Origin of the sequence: Nocardia sp. NBC_01388 (assembly GCF_045040085.1) — a bacterium.
Lineage (GTDB): Bacteria > Actinomycetota > Actinomycetes > Mycobacteriales > Mycobacteriaceae > Nocardia.
Map to the genome: position 1 here is coordinate 583,689 of NZ_CP109553.1, position 17,992 is coordinate 601,680.

19 protein-coding genes are annotated in these 17,992 nt (G+C 66.7%); 7 read left to right on the forward strand and 12 right to left on the reverse strand.

Annotated features, from left to right (window positions below; translation table 11 throughout):
* Positions 1 to 13: 13 nt before the first annotated feature.
* Genes OG716_RS02760 through OG716_RS02770 form a run of 3 tightly spaced genes read left to right on the forward strand, consistent with a single transcriptional unit; the run spans position 14 to position 2,552 of the window.
* Positions 14 to 970 carry a ScbA/BarX family gamma-butyrolactone biosynthesis protein gene (locus tag OG716_RS02760; protein WP_405136118.1) on the forward strand — a complete coding sequence of 319 codons (957 nt, stop codon included), beginning with the start codon at positions 14 to 16 and terminating at the stop codon, positions 968 to 970.
* On the forward strand, positions 970 to 1,608 hold the full coding sequence (locus OG716_RS02765) for a nitroreductase family protein (protein ID WP_405136119.1): 639 nt from the start codon (positions 970 to 972) through the stop codon (positions 1,606 to 1,608). Before OG716_RS02760 ends, OG716_RS02765 begins: the two co-directional genes overlap by 1 nt.
* On the forward strand, positions 1,605 to 2,552 hold the full coding sequence (locus tag OG716_RS02770) for a hypothetical protein (protein ID WP_405136120.1): 948 nt from the start codon (positions 1,605 to 1,607) through the stop codon (positions 2,550 to 2,552). The genes OG716_RS02765 and OG716_RS02770 overlap by 4 nt, the downstream gene beginning before the upstream one ends.
* Before the next feature lie 3 nt (positions 2,553 to 2,555).
* Here the strand turns inward: OG716_RS02770 and OG716_RS02775 are convergent, their stop codons facing one another.
* Positions 2,556 to 3,314: an ABC transporter permease gene (locus OG716_RS02775; protein WP_405136121.1), complete on the reverse strand. Its 759-nt coding sequence runs from the start codon at positions 3,312 to 3,314 to the stop codon at positions 2,556 to 2,558.
* Positions 3,311 to 4,588: a glycosyltransferase gene (locus OG716_RS02780; RefSeq protein ID WP_405136122.1), complete on the reverse strand. Its 1,278-nt coding sequence runs from the start codon at positions 4,586 to 4,588 to the stop codon at positions 3,311 to 3,313. Before OG716_RS02780 ends, OG716_RS02775 begins: the two co-directional genes overlap by 4 nt.
* A 136-nt stretch (positions 4,589 to 4,724) precedes the next feature.
* On the opposite strand from OG716_RS02780, the gene OG716_RS02785 reads away from it, so the two are divergent.
* On the forward strand, positions 4,725 to 7,283 hold the full coding sequence (locus tag OG716_RS02785; protein ID WP_405136123.1) for a cytochrome P450: 2,559 nt from the start codon (positions 4,725 to 4,727) through the stop codon (positions 7,281 to 7,283).
* On the opposite strand, the gene OG716_RS02790 is transcribed toward OG716_RS02785, so the two are convergent.
* The gene (locus OG716_RS02790) at positions 7,280 to 7,435 is read right to left on the reverse strand and encodes a hypothetical protein (RefSeq protein ID WP_405136124.1); all 156 of its coding nucleotides are present in this window, start codon (positions 7,433 to 7,435) and stop codon (positions 7,280 to 7,282) included. The two genes, OG716_RS02785 and OG716_RS02790, sit on opposite strands and share 4 nt — an antisense overlap.
* Here OG716_RS02790 and OG716_RS02795 point away from each other — a divergent pair.
* Entirely contained in the window at positions 7,409 to 7,621 is a 213-nt protein-coding gene (locus tag OG716_RS02795) for a hypothetical protein (protein WP_405136125.1), read from the forward strand. The genes OG716_RS02790 and OG716_RS02795 overlap by 27 nt on opposite strands.
* Positions 7,622 to 7,648: 27 nt before the next feature.
* Here OG716_RS02795 and OG716_RS02800 read toward each other — a convergent pair whose 3' ends face one another.
* From OG716_RS02800 to OG716_RS02810, 3 genes are all read right to left on the reverse strand, one after another.
* Positions 7,649 to 9,079 carry an FAD-dependent monooxygenase gene (locus tag OG716_RS02800; protein ID WP_405136126.1) on the reverse strand — a complete coding sequence of 477 codons (1,431 nt, stop codon included), beginning with the start codon at positions 9,077 to 9,079 and terminating at the stop codon, positions 7,649 to 7,651.
* Between the two features lie 178 nt (positions 9,080 to 9,257).
* Positions 9,258 to 9,680, reverse strand: a complete 423-nt coding sequence (locus tag OG716_RS02805) for a TIGR03618 family F420-dependent PPOX class oxidoreductase (protein ID WP_405136127.1) — start codon at positions 9,678 to 9,680, stop codon at positions 9,258 to 9,260.
* A 133-nt stretch (positions 9,681 to 9,813) separates the two neighbouring features.
* Complete coding sequence (locus tag OG716_RS02810; RefSeq protein ID WP_405136128.1) at positions 9,814 to 10,857, reverse strand: sigma-70 family RNA polymerase sigma factor; 1,044 nt, start codon at positions 10,855 to 10,857, stop codon at positions 9,814 to 9,816.
* 113 nt (positions 10,858 to 10,970) lie between these two features.
* Here OG716_RS02810 and OG716_RS02815 point away from each other — a divergent pair, with 113 nt between their 5' ends.
* Both OG716_RS02815 and OG716_RS02820 read left to right on the forward strand, forming a co-directional pair.
* Complete coding sequence (locus OG716_RS02815) at positions 10,971 to 11,570, forward strand: dihydrofolate reductase family protein (protein WP_405136129.1); 600 nt, start codon at positions 10,971 to 10,973, stop codon at positions 11,568 to 11,570.
* A gap of 294 nt (positions 11,571 to 11,864) precedes the next feature.
* Positions 11,865 to 12,248, forward strand: coding sequence for a DUF4352 domain-containing protein (locus OG716_RS02820; protein WP_405136130.1), 384 nt, complete (start codon positions 11,865 to 11,867; stop codon positions 12,246 to 12,248).
* 70 nt (positions 12,249 to 12,318) lie between these two features.
* Here the strand turns inward: OG716_RS02820 and OG716_RS02825 are convergent, their stop codons facing one another.
* The 6 genes from OG716_RS02825 to OG716_RS02850 all read right to left on the reverse strand — a co-directional run bounded on the left by OG716_RS02825 (position 12,319) and on the right by OG716_RS02850 (position 17,989).
* Complete coding sequence (locus tag OG716_RS02825) at positions 12,319 to 13,143, reverse strand: hypothetical protein (RefSeq protein ID WP_405136131.1); 825 nt, start codon at positions 13,141 to 13,143, stop codon at positions 12,319 to 12,321.
* A gap of 299 nt (positions 13,144 to 13,442) precedes the next feature.
* Positions 13,443 to 14,075, reverse strand: a complete 633-nt coding sequence (locus tag OG716_RS02830) for a TetR/AcrR family transcriptional regulator (RefSeq protein ID WP_405136132.1) — start codon at positions 14,073 to 14,075, stop codon at positions 13,443 to 13,445.
* A gap of 20 nt (positions 14,076 to 14,095) precedes the next feature.
* Positions 14,096 to 15,310, reverse strand: a complete 1,215-nt coding sequence (locus OG716_RS02835) for an FAD-dependent oxidoreductase (RefSeq protein WP_405136133.1) — start codon at positions 15,308 to 15,310, stop codon at positions 14,096 to 14,098.
* A 119-nt stretch (positions 15,311 to 15,429) separates the two neighbouring features.
* Complete coding sequence (locus OG716_RS02840; RefSeq protein WP_355126099.1) at positions 15,430 to 16,464, reverse strand: 2-oxoglutarate and iron-dependent oxygenase domain-containing protein; 1,035 nt, start codon at positions 16,462 to 16,464, stop codon at positions 15,430 to 15,432.
* Positions 16,461 to 17,180, reverse strand: a complete 720-nt coding sequence (locus OG716_RS02845) for a hypothetical protein (RefSeq protein ID WP_405136134.1) — start codon at positions 17,178 to 17,180, stop codon at positions 16,461 to 16,463. The genes OG716_RS02840 and OG716_RS02845 overlap by 4 nt, the downstream gene beginning before the upstream one ends.
* Positions 17,177 to 17,989 (reverse strand): N-acyl homoserine lactonase family protein, encoded by an 813-nt coding sequence (locus OG716_RS02850; protein ID WP_405136135.1) that lies wholly within the window; start codon positions 17,987 to 17,989, stop codon positions 17,177 to 17,179. Before OG716_RS02850 ends, OG716_RS02845 begins: the two co-directional genes overlap by 4 nt.
* Positions 17,990 to 17,992: the final 3 nt, after the last annotated feature.

Genomic DNA, 17,992 nt, shown 5'->3' on the forward strand with positions numbered 1-17,992 from the left:
GCACATTCAAGCCGTGACAGCCACGCACGTCCGCACCATTCCCCGCACCCTGGCGCACCGGCACTCCGTGTCGGAGGTATTCGTGACCTCGCTGGACGCCGTCGCCCCCGATACCTTCATCGTCGGCGCGCAATTGCCGCGTATGCACGCCCATTACGGCGATCACGCCGGTGCGATGGGTCTGCGGCACGATCTGGTGGCGGTGATGGAGGCCGCCCGGCAGGCGTCCATCGCGGTGACCCACGAGTTCTACGGCGTGCCCACCGACCGCGCCTTCCTGGTGCGCACCTTCAACGGCACCGGGGCCGATACCACGGCCTGGGATATCGGCACGGCCCCTGCGGATCTGGAGATGCAGGTGCGGGCGCTGCGCACCCACTACCGGGGTGATGATCTGCAGGGCCTGGACCTGGTGCTCGATATCAGCAGCGGCGGCGTGCCGATGACCACGGTCGACGGCTCGTTCTCCTGGGTCAGCCCGCAGCAGTGGGGCGCCATTCGCGGTGGCTTCCGGAAACAGCTGGGGCTCGGGGCTTTCGAGGGAGCGCTCGATATCGGGGAACGTGCACCCGCCGCGCTCGTCGGCCGGGAGAACTGGCGCAATGTGGTGATCGGACCGCCCGAGTCCAGCGATGGCGTGACCCGTGCCGCACTGGTCGCCGACACCACGCATCCGATCCTGTTCGACCATCAGCTCGATCATGTGCCCGGCAATCTGCTCATCGAGGCGAGCCGGCAGGTCGCGCTCGGCGCCATCCAGCCCGAACTGCGCCGATTGGTGAGTGTGACAAGCACTTTCAACCACTTCGTGGAACTCGACCGTCCCGCCGAATGCATCGCGACGATCACCGACGCGGGCGTCGACACCACCGTCGTGCGGTGCGAGATTCATCAGAAGGGTGCGGTGGCCTCGCGGATCGATCTCGAATTCGCCGGGAGCGCATCAGATTCCGATGCGAAGGCGGTCTGATGGGTATCGATCTGCTGACCACCACCCGCGCCTTCCGGCGGCGGCTGGATCTGAGCCGGCCGGTGTCGCGGCAGGATCTGCTGGAGTGCCTGGAGATCGCGGTGCACGCGCCGAGCGGCACCAATCGCCAGCCGTGGCGCTTCGTGGTGGTGCAGGACGCGGAACTCAAGCAGCGGATCGCGGAGCACTATCGGAAGGGGTTCGCCGCCAATCTCTCCGGTCGCACGCCGCGCCCGGATCAGCTGGCGGACCTGGCTTCCGGCCGCTATCTGGCCGAGCATCTGCACGAGGTCCCCGCGCTGGTCCTGGTCTGTGCGCTGGGTCGCCCGCCCGCGGAGCCGACGCCGTTGCGGCTGGCCAGCTTCTACGGGTCCCTCTACCCGGCAGTCTGGAACTTCATGCTGGCCCTGCGCGAGCGCGGCCTCGGATCCACCATGACCACCGCGCATCTGGCCTACGAGCGGGAGGTCGGCGAGGTGCTCGGCATTCCCTTCGAGGAGGCCACCCAGGTGGCGCTGGTACCGGTGGCGCATCTGCTGCCGGGCTCGGACACACCGGCTCGCCGCCGCACACCCGCGGCCGGGCTCACCGGCTGGGACGGGTGGGGCGAGCCGATGCCGCGGGAGCAGCTGTCGTGACCGGAGTTGTCGAAACCGCCTTCCGCCCGGCCTTTTTCGTATCCGCCGGGCGGATCGGCCGGTTCACCAAGGTGATGTACAAGCCGCACTATCTGCTCTACGGCGTGCTGTGGGTGCTGGCGCTCGAGGGCACGGCCGCGCTGGTATCGCGACCGGATACACCCTGGCACCCGACCGGCGCGACAGTCGGGCGCATCGCGATCGTGGCGGTCGTACTGCTGTATCTGCGCATGGTCGACGAGCAGAAGGATCTGGAGTACGACCGCGTGCACAATCCGGAGCGGCCGCTGGTCACCGGGGCGGTCAGCGCTGCCGAGTTGCGTATGGCGATGGGGGCCATAGCCTTCGGATCGATCGCCGCGAGTCTGCTGTTGTCGATCGGGTCGGCACTCATGATCGCCGGCGTGCTCGGTTACGGGCTACTGCTGTGGGGGCTGGAGCGGCTGTCGGAGGCGGTGCGCACGAATATTCTGCTGAATCTCGTGGTGACGTATCCGGTGCAGCTCTTGGTGACCGCCTATGTGGTGCTCTCGGCCATCGATACCGGTGAGGTGGGCGGGCGGTGGCGGACGGCGCTGGTTGCGGTCGTCTTCGCGGGCGCATTCCTGCAGTTCGAGTTCGCGCGCAAGACCTCCAGGATCAACCGTCCCGGTGAACTCCTGTATTCGAATGCGCTGGGCCCGAACGGGAGTGCCGCCGCCTCGATGCTGTTCGCCGTGGTGGCGGTGGTGTGTGAGGTCGCGGTGGTGCAGCCGTGGACCCTTGGTGGTGCGGCGGTGGTGATCGGCTGGATTCCGCTGGCACTGCTCCTGATTCCCGCAGTGGGGGCATGGCGGTTCCGGCGTTCGGACGATGCGGAATACCCTGTGGTGCCCGCCGTACTGTTCATCCTGAGCCTGTACCTGGTGTTGATCGGCCAGGCGGTGGTCGCTACCCGACGCTGACCCTCAGTGGTGTGCCAATCGAGCGAAAATGGTTGCCGCACCGGAAAAACCGATTGCCGCCAATCCCGCGCACCAGAGGATCGCGGCGACCCAGTGTCCGGTGCCGTTGGCGTCCAGCAGTCCGCGCACCGTATCCACGATCGGCGTCGCGGGCTGGTGGTCGGCGAAACCGCGCATCCAGCTCGGCATGGTGGAAGTCCGGACGAATGCGCTGCTGACGTACGGGATGAACGTGATGGCGTAGGTCAGACCGCCGGCGGCTTCAGGATTGTCGACGGCCATTCCGAGAGCGACGGCGATCCAGGTGATCGCCAGGACGAACAGGGTGATGACCGCGCCGGCCGCGACACAGCCGATCAGCCCGGCATGCGGACGATAACCCAGTAGCACCGACACTATTACCGCGATAGCGATGGCCGCCATGGTGCGGATGACGCCCTCGGTGACATGTCCGGCCATGAGCGCCTGCCGGAACATCGGCAGGGTGCGGAAGCGATCGACGCTGCCCTTCGTCATATCGGTGCACACGCTGGTGGCGGTGATGGAGGCGCCGAATCCCGTGCAGAGCAGCATGATTCCGGGCACCACATAGTTGAGATACGGGCCGCCGACGTCGATCGCGCCGCCGAAGACGTAGGTGAACAGCAGCATGACCAGGATCGGCATGGTCAGCGAAATAATGAGCGTATCCGGACTGCGCAGTGTGCGCCGGGCGCACCGGCGGAACATGACATAGGTGTCCGCGACCACCGGTGCGGTCATTTCGCGGCGGCCTCGACGAGATCCGCGGCGTGCGCCACGGTGCCCTCGGTGCGCAGTGTCTTCGCGAATTCGGTGACCCGGGTGCGGCGTTCGGGCGTCAGCAGCGGTGCGAGGGCCTGCTCCATGCGCGCGGCCGTGAGTCGCGTGAACGGCAGATGCGCGCCGAGACCCAGGCGCTCGACCTGACCGCCCCACATGGGCTGTTCGAACGATACCGAACACACCAGGGTCGGCAGTCCGGCGCGCAGGCTCTCGAACAGAGTGCCGATACCGCCGTGATGCACCGCGGCCGCGCATCGGGGAAAGACGGTGTCGTAGGCGAACGGGCCGACAATCTTGACGTGTTTCCCGGCGCGGGAGGTCGCGGCATCCAGATCGCTCCAGCCCGCGCTCATCAGGGCGCGCACGCCGAGCCGGGCGGACACCTGCTCGACCATGGCCAGTACGGCCGCCGTATCGCGGATGGGCATGCTGCCGAAGCCGAAGAAGACCGGTGGTTCGCCCTCGTCGATCCAGGACAGGATGCCCTCGTGATCGCCGGTCAGCTCGCCCACCGCCGCACGGGTGGCATGGTCGAGGGTGAGGAAGCCGGTGAAGGGCCGCCGATCGTCCCACTGCTCCGGCAGTCCCGGAACCAGTGCCGGATCGTAGATCTGGATTTCCGGAACGTGTGCCCGCGCCAGCGCCGCGGCGGGACTCGTCAATGTCTTCGGCAGGCCGAGCGTGGTTCGCAGGTCGTTGAGGTAGCGCATGAACACCACGCGGCGCAGGTTCTCCGCGACCGTCCAGGTGGCGCGGTTGACCAGCGCCGGGGGATTCCACTGCGGTGGCAGGGCGCCCGGGAACGGATAGGCGCTGTTCGCCCGGGCCGGAAAGTAGTGCAGGCTGACCAGCGGTACGCCCATCGCCTCGGCCACCGAACCGGCACGGTCCTCGGTGACGGTGCTGGCCACGATCAGCTCGGCCGCGGCGCAGACCTCGATGGCCTCGTTGTTCATCTGCTCCGCGTACTCGGACATCTGGCCGGCGACCAATTGCATGAGCCGCAGCGTATTTCCGGCGGCCAGTGCCTGCTGACCCGCCTCGGAGCTGTAGAGCTGCTGGATATCGGGTCCGCACGGGCGGGCGGCCAACCCGGCGGCGGTGACGAATTCGACCAGATTGGGCGGGGCGCCGACCAGCACGTCGTGACCGCGTCGCCGCAGTTCGAGCCCGAGCGCCACGACCGGGTGCACGTCCCCTCGGGTTCCGGTCAGCGGGATCGCTATTCGCACGGGGCTTCTTTCAGCGAGTCGGTGGGACGCATTGTGGTGGTGGGATGCTTCGACACTCGGTGCTGCCCAGCATGCCGTCCAGACCATAGAAATGTGGGCGTTTCAGTTACCGCCCCGCATCAGTACAGTGTCGGTGATGCACATCGCGATGTTCGTGGACTACCACCCGACCACGCTCGGCGGCGTTCAAACCGCCGTCGACTCGCTGCGCCACGGACTCGAACGTGCCGGTCACCAGGTCACCCTGTTCGTCGCGCCGGCGCCCGGCGCGGAATCCACGGACCCGAATGTGGTGCAGCTGCAACCGCTTTCCGTACCGGCGGTGAACGGGTTCTCGGTGGTGCTGCCCAGTAAAGGCAATGACGCGCTGATCGACGCCGTATTCGCCGCGCGCGGCCCGATCGATATCGTGCATACCCACACCACCTACGGCGTCGCCATCTCCGGGATGAAAGCCGCTCGGCGGCATCGTATTCCGCTGGTGCACACCGCGCAGAGCCGGGACGACGCCTTCATCGAACGCACCTCGCCGGCACCGTATCCGACCGCACTGGCGCTGCGCCTGCTGCACGGCCGCTTCGTACCGCATCGGCACCACATGCCGCGGCTGCTGGAAAGCCGTGCGGCGCGGCATGCCTGGTGGACCATTGCCGGGCAGGCGGAGGCGGCGGATCAGGTGATCGCGCCGACCCGTCATTTCGCCGATCTGCTACTGGCGCACGGGCTGACCCGGCCGCTGCGCGTCGTCTCCAATGGGGTCGACGATGCGCTACTGGAAGACCTTGTGGCTCAGCAGAATTCATCGGACGGGTCGCTGCGGCTGGTGTGGTGCGGGCGGCTCTCCGCCGAGAAACGGTTGCTCGAAGCGATCGAAGCGGTGCAGCGTAATGAGCACTGCGAGCTGGACATCTATGGCGATGGTGAGTTGCGCGGCGCCGCGGCGGGGTTCATCGCCTCGCGTCGATTGGCCGGTCGAATTCGGTTGCACGGCAGGACCACCCAGCGAGAGTGTCTGGAGGCCATGGCGGTAGCGGATGCGCTGCTGTTCCCCTCCAGCGGATTCGATACCCAGGGCATGGTGCTCCTGGAAGCCGTCGCGGTGGGGCTTCCGATCATCTACAGCGATCCCGCGCTGGGCGAAACGGTGCCCGAGGGTGGTGGTGTGCTGGCCGGGGATTCTTCCGTGGACGCACTGGCCGCGACCATTTCGGAGCTCGCCGCCGATCGCAGTGCACTCGCGGGAATGCGAAAGGTGCTGGGGGAGAGCGGAGCATCGGCGCACCAGTCCCGGCATATCGATGAGGTGCTGGAGGTGTACCTGCGGGCGATCGAGGCCGACGCGCACCATCCTGCACCGGCGCTGCCTCGTACTTTGGCCGAAATACCCACCGCACCGGGGCAATTGCCGGTGCTGGGCCACAGCCTGCGCGCTCTGCGGGACGCGCCGGGATTCGTGAAATCGCTGCCCGAACTCGGGCCGATCGTGCGAATTCGCTTCGGCAGCAAGACCGGATACCTGCTCACCACCCCCGAGCTGGTGCGGGAGGTCCAGCTCAGCGAGGCCGAATTCGACCGAGAGGATCTGCGCGAGGCCATCGAGGATGTCGCGGGCGGCTCGGTCAATGTGCTGCGCGGCGAGGAGCACAAGCTGCGCCGCAGAATGATCTCGCCGGCGCTGCGGCAGAGCCGGCTTGCCGAATACTCGCAATCGGCAGCCGATATCGCGAATGCCTGGTCGGCGGGGCTCGCGACCGGTGACCGGGTGAATCTCATGGACGAGGCGCACGGGCTGGTCCTGGACACCGTGTCCTCCACACTGTTCCAAGCCGATTTCGGCAATGCCGCGCGCCGCGAGATCCGCGACAATGTGCCGTGGTTGCTCAGTCAGGTCATCCTGCGCACCGCGCTGCCCCCGCAGGTGCGCCGCCTGCGCGTCATCGCCAATCATCGCTGGCAGACCAAGGCGCATCATCTGCGCACCGCCGTGGGCGCGGTGATCACCGAATACCGCCGCCGCGACGAGGATTTCAATGATGTGGTGTCGGCGCTCATCCGCCACACCGACAGTGAGACCGGCGCGACGCTCTCCGATGCGCACATTATCGACGAGGCGATTCTGATGCTCGCCGGCGGCGTCGGATCGATGGCGTCCCTGGCGGGCTGGCTCTGGCACGAGGTCATGCGGCATCCGGAGGTCGCCGAGCGGCTCTACGCGGAACTCGACGCCGTCATCGGTTCGGAACCGGTACGGCCCGTCCACCTGGACTCACTGCCCTACCTGAAACAGGTTGTGGCGGAGACCATTCGCTTCTGGGGCCCGTGGATCAGCGCTGCCAACGCCACCGAGGACCTCGTCCTCGGAACCCTCACCATCCCCGCCGGTGACGCAATCATGTTCAGCCCCTACATGGTTCAGCACGACCCCCGCAACTTCCCCAATCCGGAAGCCTTCGACCCGGCCCGCTGGTCCCCGGGCCGATCCGACGACGCCGCGAAGAAAGCCAGCCTCTCCTTCGGCGTCGGCCGCCGCCGTTGCCTCGGCGACCACTTCGCCATGCTCGAAATAGCCCTGGCGTCGGCCGCCCTCTTCAGCCGCTGGCGCCCCACCCCCGACGTCAAATACAAAGTCCGAGCCTCGAATCGGGACTTCGTCCTCTCACCCTCGGCCCTCCCCGTCACCCTGCACCGCCGCTAGCGTTTTGTACTCGACGGCCAGGCTTTGTCGTCGACGGCGAGCCAGGGTTCGCCGGTGGCGGAGGTGAGCGGCGTGCCGGTGAAATCGCGGACGTCGCGGTCGGGGCCGTGCTCGATGAACTCGGCGTGCGCGCCGCGATTGTCGTCGGGCATTCCACGGGCGGCTACGCGGCCATCTCACTGGCCGAACAGCGCCACGACCTGGTGACGGCACTGGCATTGATCGATACCGGCCCACGGCTGGACGCATTCACCGACAGCGGTCCGGCCGGGGTGCTGCTGTCCGTCCCGGCAATTGGGCAACGCCTGTGGCCTCACGACTTCGCCGAACAGCACTGAACGCCGGTGCCCGGCAACTGCTCGAAATCAGTTGGCGGGCTTGCCGAACCAGCGGCCGAGGTGGTCGTTCAGGTCCTGCTGGTCGTCACCGATCCAGGCGACATAGCCGTCGGGTCGGAGCAGGAGTGCCGGAACATCCAGTGCCGCAGTGGGATCCGCGATGAGGTCGACTCGGTCCGACCAGCCGTCGGCGGTCAGACGCTCGGTGCGGTCGATTACCAGGCCGCGGCCCCGGCGTAACCGGTCGTAGAGGCGGCCCTGTTTCAGGTCGATATCGGGCAGTCGGCGACCGAGCAGGCCGGGGCCCGCGCCGAAGTCGTAGCGGATGGCGGTCGCGGTGATCTTCTCGGTCAGAGCGCGGTTCACCTCCTCGAAGTCCATCAATTCGGTGAGCAGTCTGCGCACGGCCTGCGCGCCCGGTTCGGTGGACGAGAGTTGGACCTGGGCGCGGGTGTTGTCCAGGACGTCCGCGGCGACCGGATGACGTTCGCTCTGGTAGCTGTCCAGCAAGGATTCCGGTGCCCAGCCCTGGAGCTGTCCGGCCAGTTTCCAGCCGAGGTTGACCGCGTCCTGAACGCCCAGATTGAGGCCCTGGCCGCCGGCCGGCGGGTGGATGTGCGCCGCATCGCCGGCCAGCAGCACCCGCCCGACCCGGTAATGCTCGACCAGCCGCGTGGCATCGCCGAAGCGGGACAACCCGCGTGGGGAGTGCGCGCCGAAATCGGTTCCGGCGAGGGCGCGCAACTGCCGTGTGAAATCCTCGAGGGTGGGCGGCTGCGAGCGATCCTCGCTGACTCCCTCGGCGGGGAGTACCACGCTGTAGACGCCTTCGCCGAAGGGCCTGATGCTGAATCTCCGGTCGGTGGCGCTGATTTCGGCCACCTTGGCGGCGATCTGCTCCTGCGGCGCACCCAGTTCCATCTCGCCCATCAGTGTGTCGTTCCGCGACGGCTCGCCGGGGAAGCCGACGCCGAGCAGCTTGCGCACGGCACTGCGCGCACCGTCGCAGCCGACGAGGAAACGCGACCGCAGCCGCTCCCCGTCGGCCAGCTCGACGGTGACACCGTCGTCGTCCTGCTCGAAACCTGTTACCGCACAACCGTGCCGGACCTGCGCACCCAGCTCGATCGCATGTTCTTCGAGCAGCTGATTGACGACGGGCTGCGGGATGCCCAGCAGATAGGCGTACGCGGAATCCAGGCCGGCGGGCGCGGGTGTGGGGATGGCGGCGAAGATGCCGCCGACCGGGCGCTGCCGGCCGCGTTCGAGCAGGCGGTCCAGCAGTCCGCGCATCGCCATCAGCTCGAGACTGCGAATATGCAGACTGACTATGCGGACGAACGACGACGCGTGCCCGGTTTCCTTCTCCAGCACGAGTACCCGCACATCATGCAGCCGCAGTTCGGCGGCCAGCATCGCACCGGTCGGCCCGCACCCGGCAATGATCACATCGAACATGAACCACCCGTTCGCTGAATTCGCTCCACCCAGTCGCCGCAATCCTCGAGCGCAGCCGTGCGCACACGGCTCGCTGGTTTCGGATTTCCGCAGGTCCTGGCATCGGCGGCCATTGTGCGGCACCTCCGGCCGCTACCGCAAGCGATATAAGCCGGAGGTCAGCACGGTCCGTAGCGTCCTAGGATGCCCAGGGCCCGACACCACCGATGTGCTCGATCGCGATGTGGGTGAGGTATCCCGCCGGCGCACCGGGCGGCGGGAAACCGGTGCCCGGCCCCAGTAGTGCGGTGGCGATCTCGTCCAGCAGTTCGGGCGCGCCGCCCTCCTCGATGTGTGCGGTGCCTTTGATCGACAGATACGGGGGCTGCAGCGTGGTGCGGTCGGTCGATACGAAGGTCACGGCAACCCGGCTGTCGCGCCGGACATTGCGGACTTTCTGATGTTCCGCCAAATGCGCGGTGACCAGCTCATCGTCGCCGTCGGCCGTGCGCCGCACCGCCATCCAGACCAGGCTGACCTGCGGGCTGCCGTCGCGATTGACCGTGACCAGCGTCGCGGGCTCGGCAGCGATGAGTCGGCGTGCGGAGTCGTCGAGTTTCATTGTGTCCTTCTTCGCCATGGAGGGTGATCCGAGGTGCATGTGCCCTCGTCGGTACCGACGGGGCGGGTGGCCGAAACTCATCGCTGACGATAGTCCGCTCAAGTGAGAATGTCCCGGATGGCGCAGTGCAGATCTACCGCACACTCGGAAGCGATCGCGGCAGGCCGAATGTGGGGAGGACAGTGCTTTCGAAGCGGGTTATGGCGGCGATTCGGTCGCCGGTGAGGGTGAGGACGAACAGGCCGGCTCCGTGGATGCCGGTCGGGGTGTGCCGGTAGACGCCCAGTGCCGGTTGGGCGTTGGCTCGTGTCGGGACCAGTTCGAAGCGCTGTGCCGTGGCGAAGACGAAGGCGCAGAAGCGGGCCACGCTGTCTCGGCCGTGGTATTCGAGTGGGATCGGGGGCATCGACATGAAGGCGTCGTCGGTCAGCAGGGCCACCAGTGCGTCGATATCGGCGGCCTCGTAGGCGCTGACGAACTTCGCCACGATCGCATCCTCTGCGGGTGAGTCGCCGGTGGGCGGCTGGTCACGAGTCATCGGCAGTCGTCGGTCCAGTCCCGCACGTGCGCGTTTGAGGGCGCTCTTGACCGATTCGACTGTCGTGTCGAGCATTTCGGCTACCTCGTTCGCGTGGAATCCGAGGACGTCGCGCAGGATGAGGACGGCGAGCTGGCGGGGCGGCAGGATCTGCAGGGCGGTCACGAAGGCCAGGGAAATGGATTCGGCCTGCTCGTAGCGCGCCTCCGGGCCGAGCGGCACATTGATCGCGCCGTCCAGGAGTGCGTCGGGATAGGGCTCGAGCCAATGGATTTCGCCGAAACCATTGGGTTCAGGTGGTTCGAATCCCGGGCTGTCCCACTGTTGTGCGGGCCGTCGGCGAGCGGAGCGCAGCGCGTCCAGGCACCGGTTGGTGGCGATGCGGTACAGCCAGGTGCGCAGGGCGGCGCGCCCGTCGAACCGGTCGAGGCCGCGCCACGCGGCGAGCATCGTGTCCTGGAGCGCGTCCTCGGCGTCCTGGAACGATCCGAGCATTCGGTAGCAGTGCACCTGTAGCTCCCGGCGGTGTGGCTCGGTCAGAGCCCGGAATGCCTCCCCGTCGCCCGCCCGCGCCCTCGACATCAGATCCGTTCGCGCCGACTCCACGCCCGTCACCTCATTCCCTGTGTGCAGTTCCATGCCGTATGGACGCCGGCCGAAGCGCGAAAGGGGCGGTCGCGCCGCGCCCCCTTTTCCGCTGCCCCGGCGTCGATACCAGTGATAGCCGACAGCATTGTCAAAGGAGCACGGAAATGGGAAAGATCGTTCTCAGCACAAATGTCACTCTCGATGGAGTGGTCCAGGATCCGGACGGCGCGGAGGGTTTCGAGCTGGGCGGCTGGTTCCACCAGTTCGTCGGCGTCGGGGACCTCGAAGACTGGACCGCCAATGAGACCGAGGAAGCGCTGGGCGCCGAGGCGCTGCTGCTGGGCAGGCGGAGCTTCGAGTGGTTCGCGTCCCGGGCGCCGGAGATGGAGGCTCGCGTCGGCCGCGAGTGGGCGGCGAGGATGAACAGCCTCCCCAAGTACGTCGTATCGTCGACTCTCGAGCAACCGCAGTGGAACAACACCACGGTCCTCAACGGCGATGCGGTAAAGGAGATTTCGGAACTGAAGCGGACATTGGACGGCGAGATCCTGGTCTACGGCAGCTATCGGCTCGCGCGCACACTGATCGAACACAACCTGGCCGATGAACTGCGTCTGGTCGTTTTCCCCGTCGTACTGGGAACCGGCCTGCGTCTCTTCGACGAGACCGGCGACCGGAAGCCCCTGCGTCTGGTCGACACGCGAAGGATCGGCGACGGCCTGGTGTCCTACGCTTACGAATTCGTGCAAGCAAACCCGCTGTGACGCAGTCTGATCCGCAGCGATAGAGGTCCTCGACCACCGGCGATTGACACGATGATCTTTCCCCGCGATCAAGATGTGTTGCCACAATGGCACATTGAAGGGGAGAAATTCGGAATGAAGTATGTGCGCCGTTGCTTCCATTGCTCTGCTGGGGGCGCTCGCGGTGTCGGTCGCTCTGACCGGTTGCGGTTCGTCGTCCGGGGATGCTGTTGTCACCAAAGCGAATTCGGGTGGTGCGCCGCGGCGCAGGCCGCGCCGGCGAAGGTCGGGGACACCATCGGCTTGAAGGGCATCGTGAGCGGCAGCGCGAAGGCCGATGTGACGGTGGTGCAGGTGATCGACGCACCGACGGCTGGGGATGACGTGGATGTGCTTCCGGCCGGAAAGCGTTACTACGCAGTGCAATTCCGGATTGCGAACACCGGCACCGCCGCATACGGCGATGCGCCGTCCAACGGCGCGAAGGTGGTCGACAGCCAGGGCCAGACCTTCGCCGCTTCGCTCACCGCCGATACCTCGGCCGGACCGAATTTCGGCACCGCGCTGACCATCGCTCCGGGTGACAATGCGCTCGGTTTCCTGGTGTTCCAGGTTCCGGTGGACGCGACAATCGCCAAGGTGCAGTTCGGAATGGACAGTGGCATGTCCGACCGCACCGGCCAGTGGACCGTGGCCTGACAGGCCGCAGGGCGACTTCGGGGACCGGGGGACGCAGATTACGCTGCCCCCCGGCGCTCGAATGGATCGATCAGCAGCCTGTGGAGCCCCGGACCGACGTGGCCGGGCAGGCGGTCTTGTCCCGGCTTCGTTCGGCATTGTCGCCGAGGGTCTTCACCAGGATGTCCGCCGCGGCTCTGCCGAGTACCGGACGGGTTGCCAGGGAGGCGTTCACCTGTGATCCCGGACCGGCGGTGAATGAGCAGGACAGCGTGGTCGTCCCGTTCCCTGGTATCTCCACGACTCCGGAACAGTCGGGCCGGGGTGTCACAACCCCGTTGATCGTCAGGACGATCTGATAGGACACGAAGATGTTGTCCACCGGAATCGTGTAGCCGGGCATGGTGATCGACAGGAAAGGGTGTGGCGTGCTGGTCAATGTTTCTATGGCGGTGCACGCCGGCCCGCAGGGATTGCTCCAGCCGCCTGTGGAATCGACCCGTGTTTCGGTATTCGACGCGTCGTCGAGTGCGGTCACGGTCGGCTGGAGATCGCTGTAGAACCGCGCTACGTCGTCGGAAGTCATGGGTGCGACCTGTACGTCGAAATTCTCGTCGACCACCCGGACGATATGCCCCGAGCTCACGTAGGTCGTCACCTTGCCGCTGATGAAGGACTCGGCCGAGTGGCCGTCGATGGTGGCGGCCCTACCGACTACGACCGGTTTTCCGAGGTCCCCAGCGGGATCCAGATGCCACCCGAACGTCTCGGGCGTCAAGCTCGACGTCACCTCGACATCATTGATCGAGCGGGGTTCGAGCAATTGCTCACCCTCGGCATCGGTGGCGTCGGTTTCGTTGAATCCCTTGGCCATCCAGCCGTCTCGTTTGCCCTGCAAGAAGGTCTTGCCGTCCACTTGGAGGAAGGTTTCATCGACCTATGCGCTGGCGGTGCTGCTCGTTGTCGGGCTGCTGCTGCAGGCGCCGCTGGCGCGTGCGGTGGGCGCGTCCGCCCGGTTGCAGACGGCGGTCACGATCTTCACGGGGGTCTTGATCCAGGCGGTGCCGTTTCTGGCGCTCGGGGTGATGGTCGGCGGGGCCATCGCGGCTTTCGCATCTCCCGCGCTGCTGCGAAAGGTACTGCCGCACAACGAATCCGCGGCGATCGGAAGCGGCGCGCTGACCCGGCCGTTCCGATCTGACAAAGGCAGACCGCTCACGAGCCGGAAGGCGCCGACATCGTGCCGAGGAGTCCGCGGGCGAAGGCCCGATAGCGTTCCGGGGTGAAGCGATCCGGCTGCGAGAGCACCATGCGCCCGGCCTGCTCGCCGATGGCCAGCAGTGAGATCGCGGTCAGTTCCAGGTCCAGTTCGGCCAGACCCGGGCGGCGACCGCGACCCCACTCCAGGAGCGCGGTGAGCTGTTCGAGGGCGAACCGCCGTCCGGTGTCGAAGCGTGTGCGGACCGGGGCGGGGGCGTCATCGGCGGGCAGGAAGAGCAAGCGCCACGATTCGGGATTCGCGGCGACGGCCCGCAGCAGGTTGGTCATCGCATCCAGCAGGATGTCGTCGAAGTCGCCGGTGTCCTCGAACACCGGCATGGCGTCGGCGAGCGTCATCAGTGCGCGCTGCTCCTCGCGTTCGAGCAGCGCGACCAGCATCGGCTCCAGACCCGGATATGCCGCGTAGACACGGGGTTTGGCGAGATCGACCTCTTTGGCGACGGCCTCCATGGTGAGTGCGCCGAACCCGTTCCGGTTGAGCAGTCGTAGCGCCGCATCCAAGACCTGCTCGCGGCGCACTTCGAGCAGCATCCGCGGCTGGCGGGGGCGCTTGGCAGGTGAGCTCACCGCACCCACGGTAGTCATGGTCAGTAATAGGCCCGAGCACCCGGGCGCGGTACCGGGACCTGGAGGGGGCCATTGGCGAGCCAGGCGCCCGCGGGCCAGACCCTCGGCGCGAGCCGAGACGCTACTTCTCGCTTCACCTTGGTCACCAGGTCCGTACCGCGCATGACCCGCAGCGCCTTCGATGAGATATCCCGATTGTGCAGACCCCAGTTTCGCCCGTCTTCGGCGCAACGTTCGATCAATTCGCGGCGGCGCCCAGGATCGCCGGTGGACATGGCCGTCGCGATGGCGTCGGCGGCGTCGGCGGCATCGAACACACCGGAGTTGAGGCCGCGCCCACCCCACGGCGCGAACAGGTGCGCGGCCTCACCGACCAGCAGGACCCTGCGGTGCGCGTCGGTGTACGAATCGGCGACGACCTGATGGAAGCGATAGGTGGAAATCCACTGCACGTGCTGCCCGTACCAGGGGTCGACCACCTTCGAAACCCATTCGCGCACACCGCCGGGGCTGGCGAGGTACTCCACGTCGTCGGTGGGCAGGCATTGCAGATCGATCCGCATTCCGGTCGCGAACGGCATATGCATGACATTGCGGCCGCCCAGCTCGGGGCTCTCGTAATGGAAGTAACCGGCCATCGGCGTCGAGCCGTCCGGATGCTCGTCCACATCGACAATGATGAACGGCGTCTCGTCGGTGACCCCGTCCATCCGCACCCCGATTGCCTTGCGCACCACCGATCGTGCGCCGTCCGCGCCGATCGCATAGGGTGCATGGATCCGATCGCCCGAGGCCAGCGTGAGCGTGACGCCGTCCGGGTCGCTGTCGACGCCCGCGACCGCCGCATCCCAGCGAAATTCGACTCCGTGCGAAGCACATTCGGCGAGGATCAGCCGCTCGGTGGTGCGCTGCGGCAGGCTGGCGGCGAGCCGGGTCAAATTCTTGTTGTGCTGGCTGAAGATTCGGCGGCCGCCGTAGAACGCGTCGTAACCGGTCGGCGCGACCCCCGCGGCGGAGATCTGCCGGCCGAGCCCCGGCAGCACCTGGTCGAGTCGCCGCAGTGTCGGGAACATCAGCGCGATCGCCCGGCTGCCGGGCCGCACCCGGTCCTCCGGTTCGGCTTCGAGAACCAGCACGCGAATTCCCTTGCGGGCCAGCGCCAGCGCGGCCACCAGGCCGACCGGCCCCGCTCCGACGACTACGCACGGCTCGGCGTCCACGATTCCATCGGACATTGGCGACCTCCATGTCGAGCTGCTGACGCACTTAAGTACGGAACCGTAACTACGATTCCGTACTTAAGCTAGCTCAATACCCGCCGTCCTGGTGGGTGAACGGTCGATTCGGCTCGCGGTCAGGCGCGTTGGCGGGCCTCCTGGCCGAAGGAGCCGACCGGGAGTGAGCCGTCGGGGAGTGCGAGGTCGCCGCTTTCCAGGCGGGTTCGGAGGTAGCGGAAGATCTGGGCGGTTTGGGCGAAGAGGTGTTCGCCGGCGCGGAGGGGCTCACGTTGCGGGCGGTCGGAGGAGGTGAATTGCGGGAGCGGCTGGACGACGGTGTCGTAGTCCACGTTGAAGAAGAGCGGGAAGGAGTAGCGCTCCTCCTTCACCTTGCGCACGCGGTGGGTGGTGGCGACGAATTCGCCATTGGTCCACAGTTCGAGCATGTCGCCGATATTGATGACGAAGGTGTCCGGAATCGGCGGGACATCGATCCAATCGCCCGCGCCATTGAGGACTTCCAGACCCGGGGCGGTCGGCTTGAGCAGGGTGAAGCATTCGAAATCGCTGTGCGCGCCGATGCCGATGGCGTCTTCATTGGCGGGGTTGTAGGGGTAGTGGATGAGGCGGAGCTGGCTCGGGGTCTTGGTGGCGTAGCGCAGGAAGGTGTCCGGATCTTCACCGAGGGTGACGGCGAAGGCCCACAGCAACTGCCTGCCGATATCCAGTACGGCCTGGTAGTAGGCCGTGACGGTCTCGGCGAAACCCGGGAGCGCAGGCCAGACATTGGGGCCGAGCATGGGATTGCCGGCGAGGTGGTCCGGATCGTCAGCGGGCAGATCGAGCGCGGTGTCGAAGGCCTCCTTCAGATCCGGGACACCCTCATCGGACCCCTCTTCGCCGGTGGGTACATAGCCGCGATGGCATTGGGACAGGCCGATATACGAGCGCATCTTCTCCTGCAGCGGCAGGGCGAAGAAGGATTCGGTGGCGTCCAGCAGTCCGTCGAAGAGCGCGGGATCGACGCCGGTTCCGCTGATGTAGAAGAACCCGACTTCGCGTGCGGCCTTGCCGATTTCATTGGCTACGGCCAACCGGTCCGCCGCATGGTCGGATCGCAGCCCGCTGACGTCGATCACCGGGACCGAAGTGAACGAGGTGGCCTTATTCATAACGTCACGCTTCCTTCCGTATAGCGAACCAGCCACTCCCAGGTCAGCGGAGCGCCGTCTGCGTCGATGTCATTGGTGTGCAGAGTGTTTCGATCACCGTCGGCCCAGCGCGGCGTGAGCGACTGCTGCTCCCGGTACGGCAGCGCGGAATCGTTGATGATCCAGCCCGCGGATACCGAGCCGAGCGAAAGCTCCACGCCACCTGCGGAATCACGCCGTGCCCAGCCGAAGTGATCATCGACCCGCAGCAGCAGCGCGCGAGCTCCGGTGGGCGATTCCACGTCCATGGCCCAGCAGTCCCGGGCCGGTGCATCGCGGGTCCAGTGCTCGAAATAGTCGGCGTGCACACCGATTTCGACCAGTACCCCGGCGGCGTAGCTCATCCGTCCTTCGTCGGGATGTGGTCCGGGTGGCTGTAATTGGAGGTGCCGCTGCCAATGGAAGACGTCGTCGTACTGGGTGAGCTCGCCCGCGAAGCCGTCCTGCATACGCAGCCAGCCGTGCTGCTGATCGGTCAGTTCCGAGGCGCAGCGCACCCCGCTGAAATCCGGTCGCGGTGTCGGCCTGCGTAAGTCGACGAAGCGGGTCAGGCCCTGCAGCCAGCGCACATCGGTGGTCAGGTCCTGCGAACCGTCGGTATCTACCAGCAGGGTGCGCTGCCACAGTCCCGCGCACTCCGCTATGCGCACCGGCGTGCCCGCCTCCTGCGCCGTCATCCGGGAAACCGCTCGTGGAAGTGATGCGTCCACTCCGGCCAGGCGTGCGGGTCGTGACCGGGAATGAGCGGATAGCCCTTGTCGGCGGCCAGCTTCTTGAGCCGGCGGATCGGCTCGATGGTGTCCTCGTGGCCGACCCCGACATAGCCGCCGATCGCCAGCTCCTGCTCGATATTCTCGGTGAGATCGGCTGCGTCGAAGGCGAAGACGAAGCCACCGCCGCCCACCGAGGGATCGAGCTCGACCACAAAACTCTGATGCCCGGGTGTATGGCCGTAGGTCGGGACCGCGGTGATGCCGGGCGCGATCTCGGCCTCACCGTCGGCGAGCTGCCATTCGATGCGCGGATCGTCGAAATCCACCCGTGCCATCGCATGATGTTCCGGCTCAGGATGATTCGACAGCCCGTACTCCAGCTCGATGCGCTGCGCATGCACCGGCACCTTGCCCGCGAACAACTTCAGGCCGCCGGCGTGGTCGTGGTGCAGATGACTGACGGCGACGGCGTGAATGTCGTCGATGTCGATTCCTATGTCGTGCAGCGATTCCTCGATCGGCTCACCCGGACCGGGCAGCACCGGAATGTATTCCACACTCGGGTAGAACCGCCGGTACAGCGCCGGGTCGCGGATCAGGGCGGTATTGAATCCGGTATCGAGCAGCACCCAGCCGCCGTCGGTCTGCAACAGCACGCCCGGTGTGGGCTCACGCAGGCGCTCGTGGGCCGGAGCGCCGTGCACCGAAATGGATTTGGGTAGGTCCTCCCATCCGAGGGTCAGCAGGACGATGCGGCGTACCGATCCGGTCATGGT